19 protein-coding genes are annotated in these 21031 nt (G+C 76.1%); 5 read left to right on the forward strand and 14 right to left on the reverse strand.

Going from position 1 to position 21031, the window contains the following annotated elements:
• Position 1: 1 nt before the first annotated feature.
• Complete coding sequence (locus CELF_RS13285; RefSeq protein WP_013771784.1) at positions 2–1252, forward strand: acyl-CoA dehydrogenase family protein; 1251 nt, start codon at positions 2–4, stop codon at positions 1250–1252.
• Positions 1249–2838, forward strand: coding sequence for a long-chain-fatty-acid--CoA ligase (locus tag CELF_RS13290; protein ID WP_013771785.1), 1590 nt, complete (start codon positions 1249–1251; stop codon positions 2836–2838). Before CELF_RS13285 ends, CELF_RS13290 begins: the two co-directional genes overlap by 4 nt.
• Before the next feature lie 111 nt (positions 2839–2949).
• Here CELF_RS13290 and CELF_RS13295 read toward each other — a convergent pair whose 3' ends face one another.
• The 11 genes from CELF_RS13295 to CELF_RS13345 all read right to left on the reverse strand — a co-directional run bounded on the left by CELF_RS13295 (position 2950) and on the right by CELF_RS13345 (position 13330).
• Complete coding sequence (locus CELF_RS13295) at positions 2950–4221, reverse strand: ABC transporter substrate-binding protein (RefSeq protein WP_013771786.1); 1272 nt, start codon at positions 4219–4221, stop codon at positions 2950–2952.
• Position 4222: 1 nt separating this feature from the next.
• A complete protein-coding gene (locus CELF_RS13300; RefSeq protein ID WP_013771787.1) occupies positions 4223–5380 on the reverse strand; it encodes a branched-chain amino acid ABC transporter permease in 1158 nt (385 codons plus the stop codon).
• Positions 5377–6249: an ABC transporter permease subunit gene (locus CELF_RS13305; protein WP_013771788.1), complete on the reverse strand. Its 873-nt coding sequence runs from the start codon at positions 6247–6249 to the stop codon at positions 5377–5379. The genes CELF_RS13300 and CELF_RS13305 overlap by 4 nt, the downstream gene beginning before the upstream one ends.
• Positions 6250–6966 carry an ABC transporter ATP-binding protein gene (locus CELF_RS13310; RefSeq protein WP_013771789.1) on the reverse strand — a complete coding sequence of 239 codons (717 nt, stop codon included), beginning with the start codon at positions 6964–6966 and terminating at the stop codon, positions 6250–6252.
• Entirely contained in the window at positions 6963–7715 is a 753-nt protein-coding gene (locus tag CELF_RS13315) for an ABC transporter ATP-binding protein (protein WP_013771790.1), read from the reverse strand. The genes CELF_RS13310 and CELF_RS13315 overlap by 4 nt, the downstream gene beginning before the upstream one ends.
• A 116-nt stretch (positions 7716–7831) precedes the next feature.
• Complete coding sequence (locus CELF_RS13320) at positions 7832–9505, reverse strand: SulP family inorganic anion transporter (RefSeq protein WP_013771791.1); 1674 nt, start codon at positions 9503–9505, stop codon at positions 7832–7834.
• The gene (locus tag CELF_RS21455; RefSeq protein WP_013771792.1) at positions 9502–10098 is read right to left on the reverse strand and encodes an ArsR/SmtB family transcription factor; all 597 of its coding nucleotides are present in this window, start codon (positions 10096–10098) and stop codon (positions 9502–9504) included. Before CELF_RS21455 ends, CELF_RS13320 begins: the two co-directional genes overlap by 4 nt.
• A 79-nt stretch (positions 10099–10177) precedes the next feature.
• Positions 10178–10909 (reverse strand): glucose 1-dehydrogenase, encoded by a 732-nt coding sequence (locus CELF_RS13330; RefSeq protein WP_013771793.1) that lies wholly within the window; start codon positions 10907–10909, stop codon positions 10178–10180.
• A gap of 54 nt (positions 10910–10963) precedes the next feature.
• The gene (locus CELF_RS13335; protein WP_013771794.1) at positions 10964–11974 is read right to left on the reverse strand and encodes an NADPH:quinone oxidoreductase family protein; all 1011 of its coding nucleotides are present in this window, start codon (positions 11972–11974) and stop codon (positions 10964–10966) included.
• A gap of 2 nt (positions 11975–11976) precedes the next feature.
• The gene (locus CELF_RS13340) at positions 11977–12567 is read right to left on the reverse strand and encodes a TetR/AcrR family transcriptional regulator (protein WP_013771795.1); all 591 of its coding nucleotides are present in this window, start codon (positions 12565–12567) and stop codon (positions 11977–11979) included.
• A 4-nt stretch (positions 12568–12571) separates the two neighbouring features.
• A complete protein-coding gene (locus CELF_RS13345; protein ID WP_013771796.1) occupies positions 12572–13330 on the reverse strand; it encodes an SDR family oxidoreductase in 759 nt (252 codons plus the stop codon).
• Positions 13331–13425: 95 nt separating this feature from the next.
• On the opposite strand from CELF_RS13345, the gene CELF_RS13350 reads away from it, so the two are divergent.
• Positions 13426–14361, forward strand: coding sequence for an aldose 1-epimerase family protein (locus tag CELF_RS13350; RefSeq protein WP_013771797.1), 936 nt, complete (start codon positions 13426–13428; stop codon positions 14359–14361).
• A gap of 137 nt (positions 14362–14498) precedes the next feature.
• On the opposite strand, the gene CELF_RS19595 is transcribed toward CELF_RS13350, so the two are convergent.
• From CELF_RS19595 to CELF_RS13365, 3 genes are all read right to left on the reverse strand, one after another.
• Positions 14499–16142, reverse strand: coding sequence for a D-alanyl-D-alanine carboxypeptidase family protein (locus tag CELF_RS19595; protein WP_013771798.1), 1644 nt, complete (start codon positions 16140–16142; stop codon positions 14499–14501).
• Positions 16143–16520: 378 nt separating this feature from the next.
• Entirely contained in the window at positions 16521–17564 is a 1044-nt protein-coding gene (locus CELF_RS13360) for a hemolysin family protein (RefSeq protein ID WP_013771799.1), read from the reverse strand.
• Complete coding sequence (locus tag CELF_RS13365; RefSeq protein WP_013771800.1) at positions 17561–18889, reverse strand: hemolysin family protein; 1329 nt, start codon at positions 18887–18889, stop codon at positions 17561–17563. The genes CELF_RS13360 and CELF_RS13365 overlap by 4 nt, the downstream gene beginning before the upstream one ends.
• 295 nt (positions 18890–19184) lie before the next feature.
• On the opposite strand from CELF_RS13365, the gene CELF_RS13370 reads away from it, so the two are divergent.
• Together CELF_RS13370 and CELF_RS13375 are read left to right on the forward strand one after the other, a co-directional pair.
• Entirely contained in the window at positions 19185–19940 is a 756-nt protein-coding gene (locus CELF_RS13370) for a response regulator transcription factor (protein WP_041553523.1), read from the forward strand.
• On the forward strand, positions 19937–21022 hold the full coding sequence (locus CELF_RS13375) for a HAMP domain-containing sensor histidine kinase (RefSeq protein WP_013771802.1): 1086 nt from the start codon (positions 19937–19939) through the stop codon (positions 21020–21022). The genes CELF_RS13370 and CELF_RS13375 overlap by 4 nt, the downstream gene beginning before the upstream one ends.
• The last annotated feature ends 9 nt before the right edge of the window (positions 21023–21031 follow it).

Below are 21031 nucleotides of genomic sequence, written 5' to 3' on the forward strand. Positions count from 1 at the left end.
CGTGGACTTCGCCCCCGACGAGCGCACCCGCGAGGTCACCGCACGCGCCCGGGCGTTCCTCGACGACCACGTGCTGCCCGCCGAGCCCGTCCTCGCGGCACAGGTCGCGGCGACTCCCGACGAGTGGGGCGCGCGCCCGGTCGTGCACGAGCTGCGGGCGCTCGCCCGCGAGCGCGGCCTGTGGAACCTGTTCCTGACGGGCCCGCACGGCGGCGGCCTGACGACGCTGCAGTACGCGCCCGTCGCCGAGCTCTCCGGACGCAGCCCGCGCCTCGCGCCCGTCGCGATGAACTGCGCCGCACCGGACACGGGCAACATGGAGCTGCTCGCCCACGTCGGGACGCCCGAGCAGCAGCGGCGGTGGCTCGCCCCGCTGCTGCGCGCCGACATCCGCTCCGCGTTCTGCATGACCGAGCCGGACGTCGCGTCCTCGGACGCCACGACGATCCGCACACGCATCCGCCGCGACGGCGCGGACTGGGTCGTCAGCGGGCGCAAGTGGTGGTCGACCGGCGCGATGGACCCCGCCGCCGAGCTGCTCGTCGTCCTGGGGATGACCGACCCCGACGCGCCGCGGCACCGGCGGCACGGCATGGTGCTCGTCCCGCGGGACGCGCCGGGCGTGCGCGTCGTGCGGCCGCTCACCGTCCTCGGCTACGACGACCGGGACCACGGCGGCCACGCGGAGGTCGAGCTCGACGACGTGCGCGTGCCCGCCGACGCACTGCTCGGCGGGCCCGGTGACGGGTTCGCGATCGCGCAGGCGCGGCTCGGCCCGGGGCGCGTCCACCACTGCATGCGGGCCCTCGGCATGGCGGAGCGCGCGCTCGACCTGGTGCGCGACCGCGCGAACGCGCGGGTGACCTCCGCGGGGCCGCTCGCCGAGCGCGGCGTCGTGCGCGAGTGGGTCGCGCGGGCGCGCGTGGACGTCGAGGCGCTGCGGCTGCTCGTGCTCAAGACCGCGTGGCTCATGGACACCGTCGGCAACCGCGCAGCCATGACGGAGATCCAGGCGATCAAGGTCGCGGTGCCGTCCGCGGTGCAGCGCATCCTCGACCGCGCCATCCAGGTGTTCGGCGCCGCGGGGCTGTCCGCCGACCAGCCGCTCGCCGAGATGTTCGCCGCGGCGCGAGCGCTGCGGCTCGCCGACGGGCCCGACGAGGTGCACCTCGCGGCTCTCGGCCGCGCCGAGCTGCGGCCCCGCAGCACCACCGACCCGCACCACCCGACCGCACCCAGGGAGCCACGATGACCACCACGGACCCGGCCCTCCACGGCGAGGGCTACGGCACCATGTCGGTCGCGGCGATCCTCGCCGAGACCGCGCGCCGCCACCCCGACCGCACCGCGTTCCACATCGGTGACCGCACCGTCGCCTACGGGCCCCTGTGGCAGCAGACGCTCGCGTACGCGGGCGCCCTGCGCGAGCGCGGGGTCGGACCCGGCGACCGGGTCGCGGTGCACGTGCCGAACGTGCCCGACTTCGCGCGCGTCTACTACGCGGTGCTGTCGCTCGGCGCGGTCGTGGTGCCCGTGCACCTGCTGTTCAAGTCCGGCGAGATCGAGTTCGTCCTGCGGGACAGCGGGTCCCGGCTGCTGGTCGCCGCCGCACCGCTGCTGGGCGAGTCGCTCCCGGCGGCCGCGGCGGCCGGTGTCCCCACCGTGACCGTCCTCGTCCCGGACGGCGTCGACGTGCCCGCGCCGCGACTGGAGGACGAGGCCGCGGCCGCGACCCCGCTGCGGACGTACGCGTCGGTCAACCCGCTGCACCCCGCGACGATCCTCTACACGAGCGGCACGACGGGCCGGCCGAAGGGCGCGGTGTCGAGCCACCTCGCGCTGGTCGAGCAGGTGCACGTGACCCTCATCGACACGTGCGACATCCGTGCCGACGACGTGATCTTCGGCGGCCTGCCGTTCTTCCACACGTTCGGGCAGTCGTCGGTGCTCAACACGGCGTTCCGCCGGGGCGCCTCCGTCGTGCTGCTCCCCCGGTTCGACCCCGACGAGGCGCTCGCCGCGATGACCCGGCACGGCGCCACGATCTTCACCGCGGTCCCGACGATGTACGTCGGCCTGGTGCAGGCGGCCACGCGCACCGCGGACCGCCCGCCGCTGCGGTTCGCGGTCTCGGGCGGTGCGGCCCTGCCCGTCGCGCTGCTGGAGGCGTTCGAGGCGACGTTCGGCGCGCCCGTGCACGAGGGGTACGGCCTGACGGAGACCGCGCCGACGGTGTCCTTCAACTACGTGGGCGAGCGGCCGCGCCCGGGCACCGTGGGCCGGCCGCTGTGGGGAGTCGACGTCGAGATCGCCGACCCGTGGGTCACCGACCGCGTCGACCTGCTCGGCCCCGGTGAGCTGGGCGAGGTCGTGGTCCGCGGCCACAACCTGTTCAAGGGCTACCTCGGCAACCCCGAGGCGTCGGCCGCCGCGGTCGTCGACGGGTGGTTCCGCACCGGGGACCTCGGCACCAAGGACGAGGACGACGTCGTGACGATCGTCGACCGGACCAAGGACATGATCGTGCGCAGCGGCTACAACGTGTACCCCAGCGAGGTCGAGGGCACCCTCGTGCGGCACCCCGCGGTCGCGCAGGCGGCGGTGTTCGGGGTGCCCGACCCCGTGCGCGGGCAGGAGGTGCACGCGGCCGTCGTCCTCGAGCCCGGCGCGCACGCGACGGCCGACGAGCTCGTCGGGTACGTCCGGGACCGGATCGCCGCCTACAAGTACCCGCGCGTGGTGCACGTGCGGGACGCCCTGCCCATGGGGGGCAGCGGCAAGATCCTCAAGCGCGAGCTCGTCGCGGAGTACGCGCCCGCACCGGCACCGTCGGCCTGAGCGCGCGAGGCCCGCGCCCGCACCCGCCGAGCCCGCCGCACCGACCCCCGCCGGACGGCACGAGGGCGGCGACCCGACCCGGGGTCGCCGCCCTCGTCGCGTCGGTGCGTGTCAGGTGGCCGGCACGCCCTCGTTCTCCGGCGCGGGAGCCTCGCCGACGTACGGCTCGACGTCCCCGTCGCCGGTGTCGGTCGTGTACGCCGTGCCGACGTAGTCCTGCACGCCGTCGGCCACGACCGTGATGCCGACCCCGGCGAACGACCGGTGGCTGTCCGCGGAGTACGCGAGCGGCATGATCCCGTTGCCGGTCACGTCGCCGCTCTCCAGCGCCTCGACGAGCGCCTCGCGCGTCGGCTCCTCGCCCGCCGCGGCGAGCGCCTGCGCGAAGGTGTACGCGACGGACATCCCGTACACGGTGTTGCCCGTGAACGGCTCGCCGGCGTTGTACTCGTCGTTGACCCGCCGGAACAGCTCGACCCAGTCGCTGTCGGGGCTGAACGGCAGGTAGTTCGCGGAGACGAACCCCTCGAGCACGGCCGCCGCGACTTCCTCGCCGAGGTACCCCGCGAGCGTCGGGTAGTCCCCGCCCGACGACGACGCGAGCCACTGCGCGGCGTACCGCATCTGCGCGGCGGTCCCGACGGCGCGTGCCGTGAACCCGTTCACCGTCGCGAGGAAGTTGTGCGTGCACCCCGCGGCCTGCATCGCGCCGACCTGCGCGGTCACGTCCTGGTCCGACACCGCGTACGTCTCGCTCACGGCGAGCGCGTCGGCGCCCAGCACCGCCTCGAGCCCGGCGACGAAGTCCTCGCCGTAGTCGTCGTCCTGCGCGAGCACGCAGAACACGGCCGCGTCCCCGCCCTCGTCCTGGGCGTACCGCGCGAGCGCCTTCCCCTCGGTCGTGTAGTCCACGTTGAACGCGAACGTCCACGGGTGCTCCTCGGGGTCGTCCCACAGCAGCGCCCCCGACGCCACGAACAGGTCCGGCACCTCGTTCTCGTTGAGGTAGTCGAGCACCGACGCGTGCGTGGGCGTGCCGAGCCCGTTGAGCACCGCGAAGACCTGGTCCTCCTGCACGAGCTCGCGCACGACGGTCTGCGTCGTCGCGGGGTTGTAGCCGTCGTCCTTCACGACGTACTCGATGGTCCGGCCGTGCACGCCGCCCTGGTCGTTGAGGTAGGCGAAGTACGCGGAGACGGCCTTCGAGATCGAGGAGTACCCGGCGGCGGCCGGGCCGGTCAGGGGCGTGTGCGTGCCGACCGTCACGGTGTCGTCGGTGACGCCGGGGCTGGCCTCGGGGGTGCTGCACCCCGCGAGCGTCACCGCGAGCGCACCGGCGCTCGCGACGGCGATGGTGCGTGGGTGCGTGCGGAGCAGCGACATCTCATCCCTCGCTTTCGGTTCCGGACAGGGGGGACCCGGCGGTGACGTCCGCGCGGGGCGGTGCGGCGCTGCCGGGGGCTGGGGCGGCGGGGGCGGCCGGGGCCGTCGTCCCGCGGGGTGCCGTGGCGGCGGCGCGGGCGGCCCTGCGGCGGGCGCGCGCGGCGTCCCACGCGCCGGCGAGACCGGTGGGCGCCGCGGCCATGAGCACGACGAGCAGGAGCCCGAACACGAGCAGCGCGAGGTTGCCGTCGAGGCGCTGAGCGAGCTCGCCGGGCACGGGCAGCGCGTCCACGACCGTCCCGACGAGCCACGGCAGCAGCACGACGAGGACCGCACCGGCGGCCGCGCCGCGCAACGAGCCGAGCCCGCCGACGACGACGGCGACGAGCAGCAGCAGCGACGTCGCGAGGCCGTACCCGCCCGGGGCGACGGTCTGCGTGACGACGGCCAGGACGGCACCGCCCAGGCCCGCCGCGACGGAGCTGACCACGAACGCGAGGACCTTGGCCCGTCCGGGGGCGATGCCGGCGAGCGCGGCGGCCGTCGCGTCGTCCCGCACCGCGCGCAGCCGGAGCCCCGTGCGGCCGCGGACGAGGACGTGCAGGACGCCCAGCACGGCCGCCGTCACGAGGATCGCGACCCATGCGTGCCACTGCTCGAGCGCGATCACGCGCCGCAGCGCGTCCGGCACAGGCTCGAGCGGGGCTCGCACCCCCTGGTCGCCCCCGAGCGCGCGCACGCTCGACGCGATCGCGGGCAGCGCCACGACGAGGGTGAGGGTCAGCCCGGCGAGGTACGGGCCGTGCAGCCGCGCCCCGGCGAGGCCGAGCAGCAGGCCCACCGCCCCCGAGAGCACCGCGCCACCGAGCAAGCCGGCGGCCACGCGCAGCGCGCCGGGTGCGTCCGGCAGCGCCCCGGCCGTCAGCGCGTACCCGTAGCCGCCCGCGGCCATGAGCGCGGCGTGCCCGAGCGAGAGCTGCCCCGACAGGCCGACGAGGACGGTCAGCCCGGCTGTGGCGCACAGGTACGCCGCCACGAGCGCGAGCTGGTAGTTGCGGTAGGGGTCGAGCAGGAACGTCCCCGCGACCGCGGCGAGGGCCCCGAGCAGCGCCACGGCGACGGTGCGCGGCACCCCGGGACGGGACGGCAGCAGGCTCATGCGCTCCTCGCCTCCACCCCGGCGACGAGCCCCTGCGGACGCACGAGGAGCACGAGGACGAGCATCGCGAGCACCGCGACGGGAGTCGCCCCGGCACCGACGTACCCCGTGACGAGGCTCATGAGCACCCCTACCCCGAGTCCCGCGACGAGCGCCCCGCCCGGCGAGTCGAGCCCGCCGACGACGGCGACGGTGAACGCGAGGACGAACAGCACGTCGGTCGCGTGCGGGTTGAGCCCGAGCTCGGTGGGCAGCAGGAGCAGCGCGGCGAGCGCCGCGACCGCCGACGCGAGCGCCCACGCGACGGTGCGCATGCGGGCGACCCGCACGCCGAGCAGCCGGGACACCTCGGGCGCGAACGCCGACGCGCGCAGCTGCAGCCCGAGCGTCGTCCGGGTGAACAGGAGCCGCAGCCCCAGCATGAGGCCGAGCGCGACGACGACGACGAGCAGGTCGTACGGCGACCCGAGCGGCACGCCGGCGACCGACCACGGCGCGTCGCTCACGGGCGGCGCCACGGGCACGTACTGCGGCCCGGCGAGGATCCCCAGCACGGACTGCAGCACCATGACGAGCCCGATCGCGAGGATCACGCCGCCCAGCGGGGTCGTGGCGTACCGCATCACACCCCGCTCGACGACGCCGCCGAGCACCCCACCGGCGACGACGCCCGCGAGCGCACCCCACCACCAGCCGCCCGTCGCCGTGGCGACGGCGACGGCCACGTAGGCGGCGACCACCGCCATCGCGCCCGCTGCGAAGTTGACGATCCGCGCGGCCCGCCAGATGAGCACGAGCGACAGCGCGAACAGGGCCAGGACGGTGCCGCGGGCGACACCGGTGCCCACGAGGAAGACGAAGCGGTCCACTCAGAACCCCAGGTAGGCGTGGCGGAGGGCCTCGTCGTGCGCGAGGTCCGGGGCGGGTCGGGCCGCGACGACGCGCCCGAGGTCGAGGACGACGCCGCGGTCGGCGACGGACAGGGCCGCGGCGACGTTCTGCTCCGCGAGCAGCACCGCGAGCCCGTCGTCGCACCGCGCGCGCAGCAGGCCCATGATCTGCGCGACGACCTGCGGGGCGAGCCCGAGCGACGGCTCGTCTAGCAGCAGCACCCGCGGTCGGGCGACGAGCGCGCGTCCGAGCGCGAGCATCTGGCGCTCGCCGCCCGAGAGCTGGTGGCCGAGTGCCGACCGGCGCCGGTCGAGCGACGGCAGCAGCGCGTACACGTCCTCGACGGCCGCGCGCCGGGCGGCGGCGCTGCGGTGCGCCCACAGCGCACCGAGCAGCAGGTTCTCGTCGGTGCTGAGCTCGACGACCACGCCGCGCCCCTCGGGCACGTGGGCGATCCCCCGGCGGGCCCGGTCCTCGACCGCGACCGACGCGAGGTCGGCGCCGTCGAGCCGCACGCCGCCGGCGCGCAGGGGCAGGAGCCCCGACGCGGCACGCAGCAGCGTCGTCTTGCCCGCGCCGTTGGCCCCGACGAGCGCGACGAGGGTCCCGGGCGGGACGTCGAGCGTGACGTCGTGCAGGACGGGCGCCCCGCCGTACCCGGCGGTGACGCCGTGCAGGGCGAGCCCGGCCGTCATCGCGCGCCTCCGGCCGCCGCCACGCCGAGGTAGGCCTCCTCGACGCGGGGGTCCCGCTGCACGTCCTGCGGGGCACCGACCGCGATGACGTGGCCGAAGTCGAGCACGACCACCCGGTCGCTCACGCCCATGACGAAGTCGACGTGGTGCTCGACGAGCAGCACCGCGGTGCCGCGCGCGGCGACGTCCCGCACGACCCGGCCCAACGCGGCGATGTCGTCGTGGCCGAGCCCGCCTGCGGGCTCGTCGAGCAGCAGCAGCCGGGGCCGGGCGACGAGCGCGCGGGCGAGCGCGACCCGGGCGCGCTCGGCGTACGGCAGCGCCCCGACCGGCCGTGCCGCGTGCTCCCCGAGGCCGAGGACGTCGAGCTCCTTGCGCGCACGCTCGTGCGCCCGGGGCTCCCCGGCGGGGACGCCCACGACGACGTTCTCGAGGACGGTCAGCCCGGGGAACACGCCCAGTCCTTGCAGCGTGCGGGCGACGCCACGGCGGGTGAGGCCTGCCGTGGGGCCGAGCGGTCGCCCGTCGAGCGTGACCGTGCCGCGCGCCGGGCGGACGAGCCCGCAGACCGCGTTGAACACGGTGGTCTTGCCCGCGCCGTTGGGACCGATGAGCGCGACCACCTCGCCGTCGTCGACGTGGAGGTCGACGTCCTCGACGGCCGTCAGGCCGCCGAAGCGGACGGTGAGGCCGCGCACGGCGAGGCCCGTGTCGGCCCGCGCCGTCGGCGCGGTCGTGGCTCGGCTCACTGGCCCTCCGTCGTGCACCTCGTCGTGACGATGGGGCGACGGTACAACAGAAACCGACTAGCCGGTATGCCCTGCACGGCGCGATCGGAAACGCCGCCCTGCCGCAGGTGCGGGGCTCAGGCCGCGACGCGCCTCCCCACGTGCGAGCGCGCGTGCGCGAGGGCGCGGTCCAGGTCGTCGAACAGGTGGCTCTCGTGGCGCAGCTCGTCGAGCACGCCCACGCGCGTGAGCAGCTGGCGGTGCCGGTCCTGCACGCCCTTGACCAGCACCGTCACGCCCGACCGCTCGAGGTCCGCCACGAGCTCCCCGAGCGCGTGCGCCCCGGTCGCGTCGACCAGGCGCAGGTGCGACAGCCGCAGCACCACGACGTAGGCGTCCGCGTCGGCCCGGATCTCCGAACGGATCCGGTCCGCGGCGCCGAAGAACATCGCCCCGTCGAGGCGGTAGAGCGCGATGTGCTCGTCACCCTCGTGCGCCGGACCGGGCAGCGGCTCGCGGTGCACGGCCGTGGCCTTCGCGACGGAGCGCAGCGCGAAGAACGCGGCGACGAGCAGCCCGATCTGGACCGCCTCGACGAGGTCGACCGCGAGCGTGACGACGGCCGTCACGACGAGCACGACGGCGTCGGCGCGCGTCGAGCCGAGCACCGCGCGCACGGTCGCGAGCGACACCATGCGGGTCGCCGTCACGACGAGCACGCCCGCGAGCGCCGCGAGCGGCACGGCCGAGACGGGCCCCGTCGCGAACGCGATCACCGCGAGGATCACGAGCGCGTGCACGACCGCCGAGGCGCGCGTGCGGGCACCCGCGCGCACGTTGACGGCCGTCCGGGCGATCGCGCCCGTCGCGGGCATGCCGCCGAACACGCCCGACGCGAGCGACGCGAGCCCCTGGCCCACGAGCTCGCGGTCGGGGTCGTAGCGCCGCAGCTCGTCGTCGTCGCCTCCCCCGCCCGGCAGCGGGGGCACGGGCATCGCTGCCGCCACCCGGGCGGACAGGAGCGACTCGATCGCGGCGAGCGCGGCGACCGCGACGGCAGGCCCGATCAGCGCGCGCAGCGTGCCTGCGTCGAGCACGGGCAGTGCGGGCGCCGGCAGCGACGCGGGCAGCGCACCGATCCGCGCGACGGGCGCGTCGGCCACCTGCGCGACCACCGTGGCCAGGACGACCGCGACGAGCGACGCCGGGACCGCGGGGGCCACACGCGGCAGGGCGAGCATGACGACGGCGACCGCCGCCACGATCGCCAGGGTCCACAGCGTCGTGACCCCGTTGCCGAGGCTGTCCCCCACCGCGCGGACGGCCGTGACCAGAGGGTTGCCGCCGACCGGCTCCGTCACGCCCAGCGCCGCGGGCACCTGCTGCAGCGCGATGATCGCCGCGATCCCGAGCGTGAACCCCTCGACCACGGGCCACGGCACGAACGTCACGACCCGCCCGAGCCGCGCGACCCCCGCGAGCACGACGAGCACGCCCGCGAGCACCGCGACGACGGGCACCGCGCCCGCGCCGTGCTGCGCGACCAGCGGCGCGAGGACGACGGCCATCGCGCCGGTGGGCCCGGAGATCTGCACGTGCGAGCCGCCGAAGACCGCCGCGACGACGCCCGCCACGACCGCCGTCACGAGCCCGGCGGCGGGGCCGACACCCGCACTGACGCCGAACGCGAGCGCGAGCGGCAGCGCCACGACGCCCACGGTCAGCCCGGCGAGCAGGTCGGCCCGCGCGACCCGCGGACGCAGGTCGACGTCGGCCCGGCCCGGCAGCAGGGCCCGCACGGACGCGATCACCGGGCGTCCCGGGCGTCGTCGGCGGGCGGCTCGTCGGCACCCGCACGCGTGCCGACGCCCTGCGGGGCGCCGGCTCCCACCGTCGCACCGGCTCCCGCGGGACCGGCGGCCGCCACCTCGGGACCCGGACGCGCGGCGGCCCCCGGGGGCATGTCGGCGCCGGTCAGCGCGGGCAGCGCGTCGGCCGCGGCGAGGCGCGCCCCCGAGTCGGCGAGCGTCTCGCGCAGGAAGGCCCGCGCGACGACGAGCAGCTCGGCGACGAGCGGGCGCCCGAGCCGGTACACGACCGCGTTGCCCGAGCGCGTGGAGGTCACGACCCCCGCCCGCTTGAGCACGGCCAGGTGCTGCGAGAGGACCGACGCCTCGACCCCCGTCGCGGCGAGGAGCTCGCTCACGGGAGCGGCGTGCTCGGGTGCGGCGCTGAGCACCTCGAGCGCCTGGATGCGCGTCGGGTGGGCGAGGCACCGGAACAGCTCGGCCTTGATCGCGTACAGCGGCGCGGTCGCGGAGCTGGGGGTCGCGGGGCCGGTGGTGGCGGGGCCGGGGGTGGCGCCGGGGGTGGCAGGGCTGGGGGTGGCGGTACTGCCGGGCACATGACCTCCTGAGGACTTGCGGAGTTTAGCAAGTCCTCAATCCGTGCTGGGCGGGCCGTTGGTCCGGCACACCGCGCGCTCAGCCGTGCGGGACGCCCGCGATCATGCCGCCGTCGACCACCAGCTCGGCGCCCGTGACGTACCGCGACTCGGCGGAGGCCAGGAACACCACGACACCCGCGACGTCCTGCGGCTCCGCGGGACGCCCGAGCGGGATGCGCTGCCGCGACACGTCGAGGTGCTCCGTCATGGGCGTCACGACGAACCCCGGGTGCACGGAGTTCACCCGGATGCCCGCGGGCCCGAGCTCCACCGCGAGCGACTTCGTCAGGCCGCGCACGCCGAACTTCGACGCCACGTACCCGTGCAGGCCCGCGTCGCCCCGCATCCCCTCGACCGACGAGATGTTGACGATCGACCCGCGCCCCGCCGCGCGCATACCGGGCACGACGGCCCGCACCCCGAGGAAGGTCCCGGTCAGGTTGACCGCGAGGACCGCGTCCCACTGCTCCCGGCCGTACCGTTCGATCCGTCCCGCGTTCGCGATCCCCGCGTTGTTGACGAGCACGTCGACCACCCCGAGCGCACCGGCGCGCTCGACCGCCGCCGACCACGACTCCTCGGACGTCACGTCGAGCGGCACCGCGACCGCCCGCTCCCCCAGCTCCGCGGCCAAGGCGTCGGCCTCGTCGGTCAGGACGTCCCCGACGACGACCGCCGCACCCGCCGCGTGCAGCGCGCGCACGTAGGCGGCCCCGAGCCCGCGCGCCCCGCCGCTCACGAGCGCCACGGCACCGTCGAGCCGCGTCACCGCACAAGCCCTGGGTCGAGCCGCGTCACCGCGCACCCCCGGGGTCGAGCCGCGTCACCGCGCACCCCCGGCGCCGTCCGCCCCCGACGCCACCGCGACGACCAGGCGGCCCGTCGTCCCCCCGGCGGCCAGCCGGGCCACGGCGTCGGGCGCGTCCGCGAAGGCGACGACGTCGCTCACCACGGGCCGCACGGCCCCCGAGGCGACGAGCGCGGACAGCGCCCGGTGCGCCGCCCGCACGAGGTCGGGGCGCCGGCGTGCGTACAGCGCCCAGTGCAGGCCGAGGACGCCGTAGTTCTTCACGAGCGCGTGCCCCGCGCGCACGTCCTGGATGGTGCCGGCCGCGAAGCCCACGACGACAACGCGCCCCTCGAACGCCACGCACCGTGTCGCGGCCTCGAACGCGTCACCGCCGACGGGGTCGACGACCACGTCCGCCCCGGCACCGCCCGTGGCCTCGCGCACGGCGGCGACGACGTCCTGCGTCGAGCGGTCCACGACGACGTGCGCCCCGGCCGCGCGTGCGGCATCCGCCTTCGCGGCGGACCCGACGACGGCGACGACGCGCGCACCCGCTGCGACGGCGAGCTGCACGGTCGCGGTCCCCACCCCGCCCGCCGCCGCGGTCACGAGGACCGTCTCCCCGGGCTGCAGCGACGCCCGCCGGTGCAGCGCGAACCACGCCGTCTGGTACGCGATGACGAAGCCCGCGGCCTCGGCGTCCGACAGCTCCGGCGGGCACGGCCACACCTCGTCGGCGCCGAGCAGCGCCTGCTCGGCGAGCACCCCGATCCGGGAGCCGACCACGCGGTCCCCGACGGCGACGTGCGCGACGCCGTCGCCGACCGCCCGGACCTCCCCGCACAGCTCGATGCCGGGCACGAACGGCAGCGGCGGACGCTCCTGGTACTGCCCGCGAGCGAGGAGCACGTCCGGGAAGTTCACCGCCACGGCGCGCACGCCCACGAGGACCTGGCCGGGACCGGGGGCAGGCGGGTCGTCGACGTCGACGAGGTGCAGCACGTCGTCCGGCTCCCCGTACCGCACCACGTGCCACGCGCGCACGGTCAGCCCCGTCCCGGCCCGGCGGCGATGCCGGTGAGGAACAGCTCCGTGAGCTGCGCGGCGACCTGCTCCTTCGTCTCGGGCCCCTCGGGCGAGAACCACGTCGGAAGGTAGTGCACGTCGGCGAAGAAGTGCGCGACGAGCACGCCGCGCGGGACGTCGGTCCGGTACAGCCCCTCGGCCTGGCCCTTCTCGACGAGCCCGGCGAAGGTGTCGTGGTAGGCGCGGCGGCGGCGCGTGACCTCCTGCTGCCGCGGCTGCGACAGCATGTGCACGCTGCGGAAGAAGACCGTGCCCTCCAGCAGGAAGTCGATCGACGTCTCGATGACGTCGACGCACACCGCCCGCAGCGTCACCTCGATCGGCTCGCCCCGCGCGACGATCGCGTCGAGGTGGTCGGTCTGCAGCGTGAGCATCCGGTCGTAGATCGCGAAGAGCAGGTCGTCCTTCGACTGGAAGTAGTGGTACATGGCGCCCTTGGTGACGCCGGCCTGCTCGACCACCTGCTGCACGGAGGTGTTCGCGTACCCCTGGGCCGCGAACAGCCCGAGTGCGGCCCGCAGGACGTCGTCGGCCACGCTGGTCTGCTTCATGCGGTCATCCTTCCCCCCACGGGCGCACGCTGACGCCACCGTCGAGCACGAGCGTCTGCCCCGTCACCCAGGAGGCGTCGTCGGACAGCAGGAACGCGACCGGCCCGGCGACGTCCTCGGGCTCGCCGAGCCGGCCGAGCGGGTAGCGCGCGGCGACGGCCGCCTCGTCGTCCTCGTACAGGCGCCGCGCGAGCCGCGTCCGCACCACGGCGGGGGCGACGGCGTTGACGCGCACGCGCGGCGCGAGCTCGACCGCGAGCTGGGCCGTGAGGTTGAGCAGGGCAGCCTTGGACACGCCGTAGAACGCGATCCCGGGGCTCGCCGTGAGCCCTGCGGCCGACCCCGTGCAGACGACGGACGCACCCTCGTGCGCACCCAGTCCCGCCGCCACGGCGTCGCGCGTCCACTCGAGCGCGGCGACGACGTTGACGGCGAGGATCTTGTCGACCGCAGCGCGCTCGATCTGCAGCGCGGGTCCGTAGACGGGGTTGATGCCGGCGTTGTTGACGAGGTGGTCGATCCGGCCGAACCGCTCGACGGTCGTGGCGACCGCCTGCGCTCGGTGCCCGGCGTCGTCGACCTTGCCCGCGACGGCGGCGGCACGGTCCGCCCCGAGCGCCTCGACCGCCGCCGCGAGGGTGTCCGGGTCGCGGCCCGTCAGGACGACGCGCGCCCCCTCGTCGACGAGCCGCCGCGCGACGGCGAGACCGATCCCCCGGCTCGCGCCGGTGACCAGCGCGACGCGGTCCTCGAACCTGCGCACCGGGACCCCCTCGTCTCGAAACCGACCGTTCGGTATGTCGGAGGGTACACGACGGTCCCGGCCGCCGTGCACCCCTCGCCCACTACCGTGTGAGCGTGAACACGAGCACCGCCCCCGCCCGGCCCGCCCGCGCGCTGCCGACCGGTACCCAGCACACCCTCACGCACGGCGACCAGCACGCCGTCGTCGCCGCCGTCGGCGCGAGCCTGCGCTCGTACCGCGTCGGCGACCGCGACGTCGTGCTGCCGTTCGCCGAGACGGACTCCGCCCCCGCGTTCTCGGGCGCCGTCCTCGCCCCGTGGCCCAACCGCCTGACCGACGGCGAGTACACGTTCGACGGCACCGACTACGAGGTGCCCGTCACCGAGCACGCGCGCGGCACCGCCCTGCACGGGCTCGTCGCCTACGTCGCGTTCTCCGCGACCACCGCGACGGACACGCACCTCGTCCTCGAGCACACCGTCGTGCCGACGCCCGGCTACCCGTGGTCCGTCCACCTCGCGGTCGCCTACACGCTCGACGACGCCGGCCTGCGCGTCGAGGTCACCGCGACCAACGTCGACGCGACCGAGGCGCCCTACGGCATCGGCTTCCACCCCTGGCTGTCCCCCGGGGACGCCGCGGTCGACGACTGCACGCTCCAGGTCGACGCGACCACGCACGTCACGGTCGACGGGCGCCTGCTGCCCACCGGCACCGAGCCGGTGCACGGGCAGTTCGACCTGCGCACCCCGGCCGCGCTGCGCGGCGTGGCGCTTGACGACGCGTGGCTCGACGTCACGCGCGACGCCGACGGCCTGTCGTGGATCCGGCTCGCGGCCCCCGACGGCCGCACGGCCGCGCTGTGGGCCGACGACACGTTCGACGCGTGGCAGGTCTGCACCGGCGACGGCATCCCCCGCATCGACCGCCGCGGCGTCGCGGCCGAGCCGATGACGTGCATCGCGGACGCCTTCCGCACCGGCGACCTGCTGGTCCGCCTCGCGCCGGGGTCCAGCCACCGCGTCACCTGGGGCCTGCGCCTGCTCTGACGCACCGCCCGGGTCGTCGGCGTCCGCCGGCGGCCCGGGCCGGCACGGCCCTGCCGCGAGGCCGCCGCGACGTCCTCGGCGACAATGCCGCCCCTCACCGCCGGTCAGACGGGGAAGGAGCCGCCGCTCAGCGGCGGTCAGCCGTAGTACTCGCCGTCCTCCTGGACGCCCTTCGCGTACTCCCAGTGCCACGGCTCGTAGGGGCCGCTGCCGCCGCGCTTCGCCCAGGCCGGGTTCTCCCAGCCGAACGCGGGGCCGTTCTCGGTGATCCAGGCCCACTTGGTGCCGGACGTCTGGTTCTGGCACAGGTCGATCGCCAGGCCCCAGCCGTGGTTGCTCTTGCCGGGCGCGGCGGCGAGGCCGCCCTTCTGCGCCTTGACGGCCCGCTGCTGCGCGAGCGAGCGATACCCCGAGCTCAGGCAGAGGTCGGCGCCGAACCGGGCGACGAACGCCTGGTTGAACTCGGCGAGCGAGACGGCGGCGTCGGCCCGCAGCTGCGTGTGCCCGTCCCAGAGCGTGCACAGGTCGGACGTCTTGAGCAGGCCGTTCTCGCCGGACGGCCGCGTCGTGCCGTCGCAGTTCGCGAGCGCGGACCGCTCCTCCGAGCGGCTGGCCGCACCCGCGGCCGCCTGCCGCGCCGCGAGCGCGCCGTCGGCGGACACCAGGGACGACGGCGGCAGGATCGACAGCGACCCCGCGGTGAGCGCGGTGACCGTGTCCGGGAGGGTCGACTCGGCGAGCGCCGCGTCGGACCCGGGCAGGCCCACCCCGTCGAGCGCACCCTGGCTGACGGTCGGGATGACGACGGTGACGCCCGCGAGCGCACCGAGCACCCCGAGCCGGACCGCGGCGCGCGGCATGCGCGACATCCCGCGGCCCGCCGGGCGGGTCGCGGCCGACGCGCCGCGCGCGGAGCGCGTGGCCCGCTCGCCGGAGCGGTCGCGGTCGGTGCGCACCGGCGGCTCGGCGTCGACGGCGCTCGCGGCGACGAGGCGCTCGGCGGCGGGCTCGTCGTCCTCGAACGTCAGGGGCGCCATCACGCTCGTCTCGGCGACGGCCGGCGTTCCGGCGGCACCGAGGGACGCGGGCTGCCCGACCGGGGCCGCAGCGGGGGCCGCCGTCCCGGACGACCAGGACGGCCACGACGACGACGGAGCCGGTGCGACGGGGGCGGGGCTCGCGGGCGCGCTCGCCTCGGCGGGGCGCCCCGCGAGGGGCCCCGGCGCCGGGAGCGTGGTGCGCGGAGCCGCGGGCTCGACGGGGCGCGGGGCCGACGTGCCGGGGGCCGTCGGGCGGAGCGCGTCGGCGGTGCGGGGGGCCGGCGCGTCCGCCGTGCGCGGGCCGGACGTGCTCACGGTGCGCGGGCCGGGCGCGCCGACCGTGCGCGCAGCGGGGCTGCTGACGGTGCGCGGACCAGGGGTGCTGACCGTGCGCGGGGCGGGCGGGCCACCCACGGACCCGGGGGCGGGCAGCGTCCCGAGCCCGGCGGGGGCGGGCGTCGTGGCGCGGGGGCGCGACGACGGCCCGGACGTCACGCTGCCGGGCACGGGGAGGCCCGTGCGCGGCCCCGGGGCCGGCGGCACGGACGACGCGACGGCGGGCGCGGTCCGCGTCCAGGACGGGACGGCGGGCGGCTCGGCGGGGACGGACCGGCGCGACGCGGGGGCGACGGGCACCCCGGGCGGGGTGAGGACGGCGCTGGAGGCCTGCGCGCGACGCTCGGCCTCGCGGAGCTCGCGACGGGTCGGCCGTGCCGGGGTCGACTCTCGATCGGGCCCCACGACACCTCCACTCGCTCCCGCCGGGCTGTCCGGCTCTGCGCACGTGCGCGGTCGGGGAGCCCCAGGCTTCGGGCGGCTCCGGCGACCGCGGTCACGAAACCATAACGGGTCGCGGTCGCGCTTCCAAGCCCCCTGGACGGCCGTCCAACGCCGGCGCACGCCGACACGCGGTGCATACCGGGCGCTTGCGACCGCGGGAGGTGCCACGAGCCACCCGTCCGGCGCGCCGACCGATGCCTCACCCCGACCGGCAGGCGACCCCGACCGGACGCGCCCCCGTCCGGCACGGGACCCGGACCGGGACGTGACCCCGACCGGCACGGGAGCCGCACGGGCACGTCGGCCTGACGTGTCAGGACCCCTCGACGCGCTCGTCGCTCAGAACGCCTGCCCGCGCTGCATCGCGTCGCGGACCTCGCCGACGAGCTCCTCGAGGATGTCCTCGAGGAACACGACCCCGACCGTCCGGCCCCCGTCGTCCACGCGCGCGAGGTGCGAGCCGGACCGCTGCATCGCGGCGAGCGCGTCCTCGACCTCGTCGCCCGGTGCGACGACCGCGAGCGCGCGCACCCGCCACGGCGGCACGGGAAGGTGCCGTGCGTCGGCGTCGGCGTACAGCACGTCCTTGAGGTGCAGGTAGCCGGTGGGCGCGCCGCCCTCGTCGACCACGGGGAACCGGCTGTACCCCGTGCGCGCGACGAGCCGCTCGACGTCGTCCGGAGTCCCCCCGGGGCCGACCGTGACGAGCGCGTCGACGGCCACCATGACGTCGCCCGCGGTGCGGTCCGAGAACTCGATGGCACCCGTGAGCAGGCCCTGCTCGTCCTCCAGCAGGCCCTCGGCCTGCGACCGCTCGACGATCGAGTGCACCTCCTGCGCGGTGAACGCCGACGAGACCTCGTCCTTCGGCTCGACGCCGACGAGGCGCAGCGCGTGGTTGGCGAGCCAGTTGAGCGCGCCGATGACGGGCCGCACGACGCGCGCGATCCACACCAGCGGGGGCCCGAACACCAGCACGGCCCGCTCGGGACCCGCGACGGCGAGGTTCTTCGGCACCATCTCGCCGAGCACGACGTGCAGGTAGACGACGAGCGCGAGCGCGAGGACGAACGCGATCGGGTGCGTGAGGTCCTCGCTGACCCCCAGCGCGTGCAGCGGGTCCTCGATGAGGTGCGCGATCGCGGGCTCGGCGACGACGCCGAGGCTCGTCGAGCACACGGTGATGCCGAGCTGCGCGCACGCGAGCATGAGCGACACGTGCTCCATGGCCCACAGCACGGTCCGGGCCCGCCGGTCGCCGGCCTCGGCGAGCGGCTCGACCTGGCTGCGCCGCGCGGAGATGATCGCGAACTCGGCGCCGACGAAGAAGGCGTTGCCGGCGAGCAGCAGGACGCCGAGGACGAGGGCCGCGGTGCTGCTCACGCGCCCTCCCCCGCGTCGTCGCCGTCCGGCACGGCCTGCACGCGCACGCGCTCGACGCGCCGCCCGGCCATGCGCTCCACGACGATCCGCACCCGGTCGACCTCGACCTCGTCGCCCTGGGCGGGGATGCGTCCGAGCCGGTGCATGAGCAGCCCGCCGAGCGTCTCGTAGGGACCGTCGTCGGGCACGCGCAGCCCGGTCACCTCGGCGAGCTCGTCGGGCCGCAGCACCCCGGCCAGCACCCAGGAGCCGTCGGCGGCGCGGGCGGCGGACTGGCGGCGGCGGTCGTGCTCGTCGGCGACGTCGCCCACGAGCTCCTCGACGACGTCCTCCAGGGTCACGACGCCCGACGTGCCGCCGTACTCGTCGACCACGACGGCGATCTGGTCGCCCTGCTCGCGCAGCTCGACGAGCAGCGGTCCGAGGTGCACGGTCTCCGGGACGCGGGCGACCTCGGCCATGAGCGCGGCGGCGGGGACCTCGGCACGCCGCTCGTAGGGCACCGCGACCGCGCGGCGCAGGTGGACGAGGCCGACGACGTCGTCCGCGGAGTCGCCGATGACGAGGAACCGCGAGTGCCCGCTGGTGCGCGCGAGCGCGACCACGTCGGCCGCGGAGTCCTCGTCGCGGCGCACCACGACGAGCCGCTGGCGGTCGGTCATGACGTCGACGGCCGTCAGCGCGGTGAACTCGACCGAGTTGATGAGAAGCGTCGCGGTGGACTCGTCGAGCGTGCCGACCTCGGCCGAACGGCGCACGAGCGCGGCGAGCTCCTGCGGCGACCGCCCGCCCGAGAGCTCCTCGCGCGGCTCGACGCCGACGCGCCGCAGCAGGGCGTTCGCGCTGCCGTTGAACAGGGCGATGAGGGGGCGCAGCGTCGTGGTGAAGCCGCGCTGCAGCGGGGCGACGGCGCGCGCGGTACCCATCGGGCGGCTGATCGCGAAGTTCTTCGGGATGAGCTCGCCGACGACCATGGAGAACCCGTTGACGAGCACGAGCGCGAGCAGCCCGGCGACGGCCCCGCCGACGACGTCCCCGAGGAACGACCCCTCGAGCGGCCCGCCGAGCAGCCGGACGACCGCGGGCTGGGTCGTGTAGCCGAGCAGGATCGTGGTGATCGTGATGCCGACCTGCGCGCCGGACAGCTCGGTGGACAGCCGCCGCAGCGCCTTGAGCACGGACTGGCCGCGCCGGTCGTCGGGGCGGGTCTGCTTGTCGACGACACCGGGGTCGAGCGTCACGAGGGAGAACTCGGCGGCCACGAAGACCGCGGTGCCCAGCGTGAGGACGACGCCGAGCCCGACGAGGAGCCACTCCGTCAGCACGGCGCACCGTCCGGGGTCGACGAGCTCGGGTCGGTCGGGAGGAGGGGGACACGGGAGCCGGCGTGGTCGCCCCCGGGCTCGTCGGCCCGGGCGGGACGCCGGCAGCTACTTGAGCCGCTCATGGTGGCGACATCCTACGAGGAAGGCCGCGCGCACGCCGGGGGTGGACGCCGCGTTACGGCGACGCGCCCTGCACGGGTCCGACACGTTCTCTTCCCTGCTCCCACGCGCCTTCCCCCCGCGTCGTGCCACGTGGATGCGGGTGCGAGGAGACCCGCTGTGCCACCCTGACGTCATGGTGAACAGCAGCGGTACGCAGGTGCCCGGCGCGCCCGCGACGACCGTCCTCGTGGTGGAGGACGAGCCCGCCATCGCCCAGGCCGTCGCCCACCGGTTCTCGGCGGAGGGGTGGCGGGTCGAGGTGGCCGCCGACGGGCCGTCCGGGGTGAGCGCGGCGACGCGCGTGCAGCCGGACCTCGTCGTCCTCGACGTCATGCTCCCCGGCATCGACGGGCTGGAGGTGTGCCGGCAGATCCAGGCCGAGCGCCCCGTCCCGGTGCTCATGCTCACGGCGCGCGACGACGAGACGGACATGCTCGTCGGGCTCGGCGTCGGCGCGGACGACTACATGACCAAGCCGTTCTCGATGCGCGAGCTCGTGGCGCGCACGAAGGCGCTGCTGCGGCGGCAGGAGCGCGCGGCCCGGGCCGCCGAGATCGCGGTGGCGGCGGTGCCCGACCCGCCGCTGGTGATCGGTGACGTGACGGTCGACCGGGCGCAGCGGCGCGTCACGCGCGGCGACCGCGAGGTGCACCTGACACCGACGGAGTTCGACCTGCTGGTCGCGCTCGCGAACTCCTCGCGCACCGTCCTGACCCGTGAGCGCCTGCTGGCCGAGGTGTGGGACTGGGTCGACGCGAGCGGCACCCGGACCGTGGACTCGCACGTCAAGGCGCTGCGGCGCAAGCTCGGGGCGGACCTGATCCGCACCGTGCACGGCGTGGGGTACGCGTTCGAGCCCGCCGACGAGGCCGGGGCCGGCGGGTCGTGAGCGCCGTTCCGCGCCACGTGCGCGGCGAGGGTCGGGCGCGACTGCCGGACGTGCGCCCGCTGGACCGGTTCCGCTCGATCAAGATCAAGCTGGGCGTGCTGGTGGCCGCGTCGGTCGCGCTCGCGTCGTTCGTGACGTGGGTGGGGCTGTCGCAGTTCCACCTGGGGCCGAGCCGCACGCTGCCGATCGCGATCGCCGTCTCGCTCGTGGTGACGCAGCTCCTGGCCCGGGGCATGACGTCGCCGCTGCGCGAGATGACGCACGCGGCGGGCCGCATGGCGGAGGGCGACTACAGCGGGCGCGTGCGGGCGACGAGCGCGGACGAGGTGGGGCAGCTCGCGGACGCGTTCAACACGATGGCGGACGACCTCGAGCAGGCGGACACGTTCCGCCGGGAGCTCGTCGCGAACGTCGCGCACGAGCTGCGCACACCCGTGACGGCGCTGCAGGCCCAGCTGGAGAACATCGTCGACGGCGTGAGCGACCCGGACCCGGTGACGATGCAGGCGGCGCTCGCGCAGACGGAGCGGCTGGGCCGCCTCGTGACGTACCTGCTCGACCTGTCCCGGCTGGAGGCGGGTGCGGTGCCGCTGCAGGTCGAGGAGGTCCGGCTGGACGAGTTCCTGCAGGAGGCCGCCGACGGCGCGACGCTCGTCGGGGCGACGAAGCGGCTGCACTTCCCGGTGGTCGTGGACCCGCCCGACCTGACGGTCGAGGCCGACCGCGAGCGCCTGCACCAGGTCGTGGCGAACCTCCTGCACAACGCGGTGCGGCACTCCCCGCCGGACGACGAGGTGCGGCTGGTGGCGACGCGCGTGGGCCCGGACGTGCGGATCGACGTGGTGGACCACGGGCCGGGGATCGCGCCGGAGCAGCGTGCGCACGTGTTCGAGCGGTTCGTTCGGGGCAACACCCCCGCGATCACGGGCCAGGGGTCGACGGGCGGGACGGGGCTGGGGCTCGCGATCGTGCGCTGGGCGGTCGCGCTGCACGGGGGCCGGATCGAGGTCGCCGACGCGGGTCCCGGGTGCACGATGCGCGTGACCCTGCCGGCGCAGGGGCGCGCTCGCTCCGCCGGGTGATTGTTCTAG

The organism is Cellulomonas fimi ATCC 484 (assembly GCF_000212695.1).
GTDB classification, from domain to species: Bacteria; Actinomycetota; Actinomycetes; order Actinomycetales; family Cellulomonadaceae; genus Cellulomonas; species Cellulomonas fimi.

Coding starts and splice junctions, on each gene's coding strand:
- CELF_RS13295 (WP_013771786.1), bottom strand. CDS start 4,221: ATGTCGCTGCTCCGCACGCACCCACGCACCATCGCCGTCGCGAGCGCC.
- CELF_RS13340 (WP_013771795.1), bottom strand. CDS start 12,567: ATGAAGCAGACCAGCGTGGCCGACGACGTCCTGCGGGCCGCACTCGGG.
- CELF_RS13370 (WP_041553523.1), top strand. CDS start 19,185: ATGGTGAACAGCAGCGGTACGCAGGTGCCCGGCGCGCCCGCGACGACC.
- CELF_RS13290 (WP_013771785.1), top strand. CDS start 1,249: ATGACCACCACGGACCCGGCCCTCCACGGCGAGGGCTACGGCACCATG.
- CELF_RS13310 (WP_013771789.1), bottom strand. CDS start 6,966: ATGACGGCCGGGCTCGCCCTGCACGGCGTCACCGCCGGGTACGGCGGG.
- CELF_RS13300 (WP_013771787.1), bottom strand. CDS start 5,380: ATGAGCCTGCTGCCGTCCCGTCCCGGGGTGCCGCGCACCGTCGCCGTG.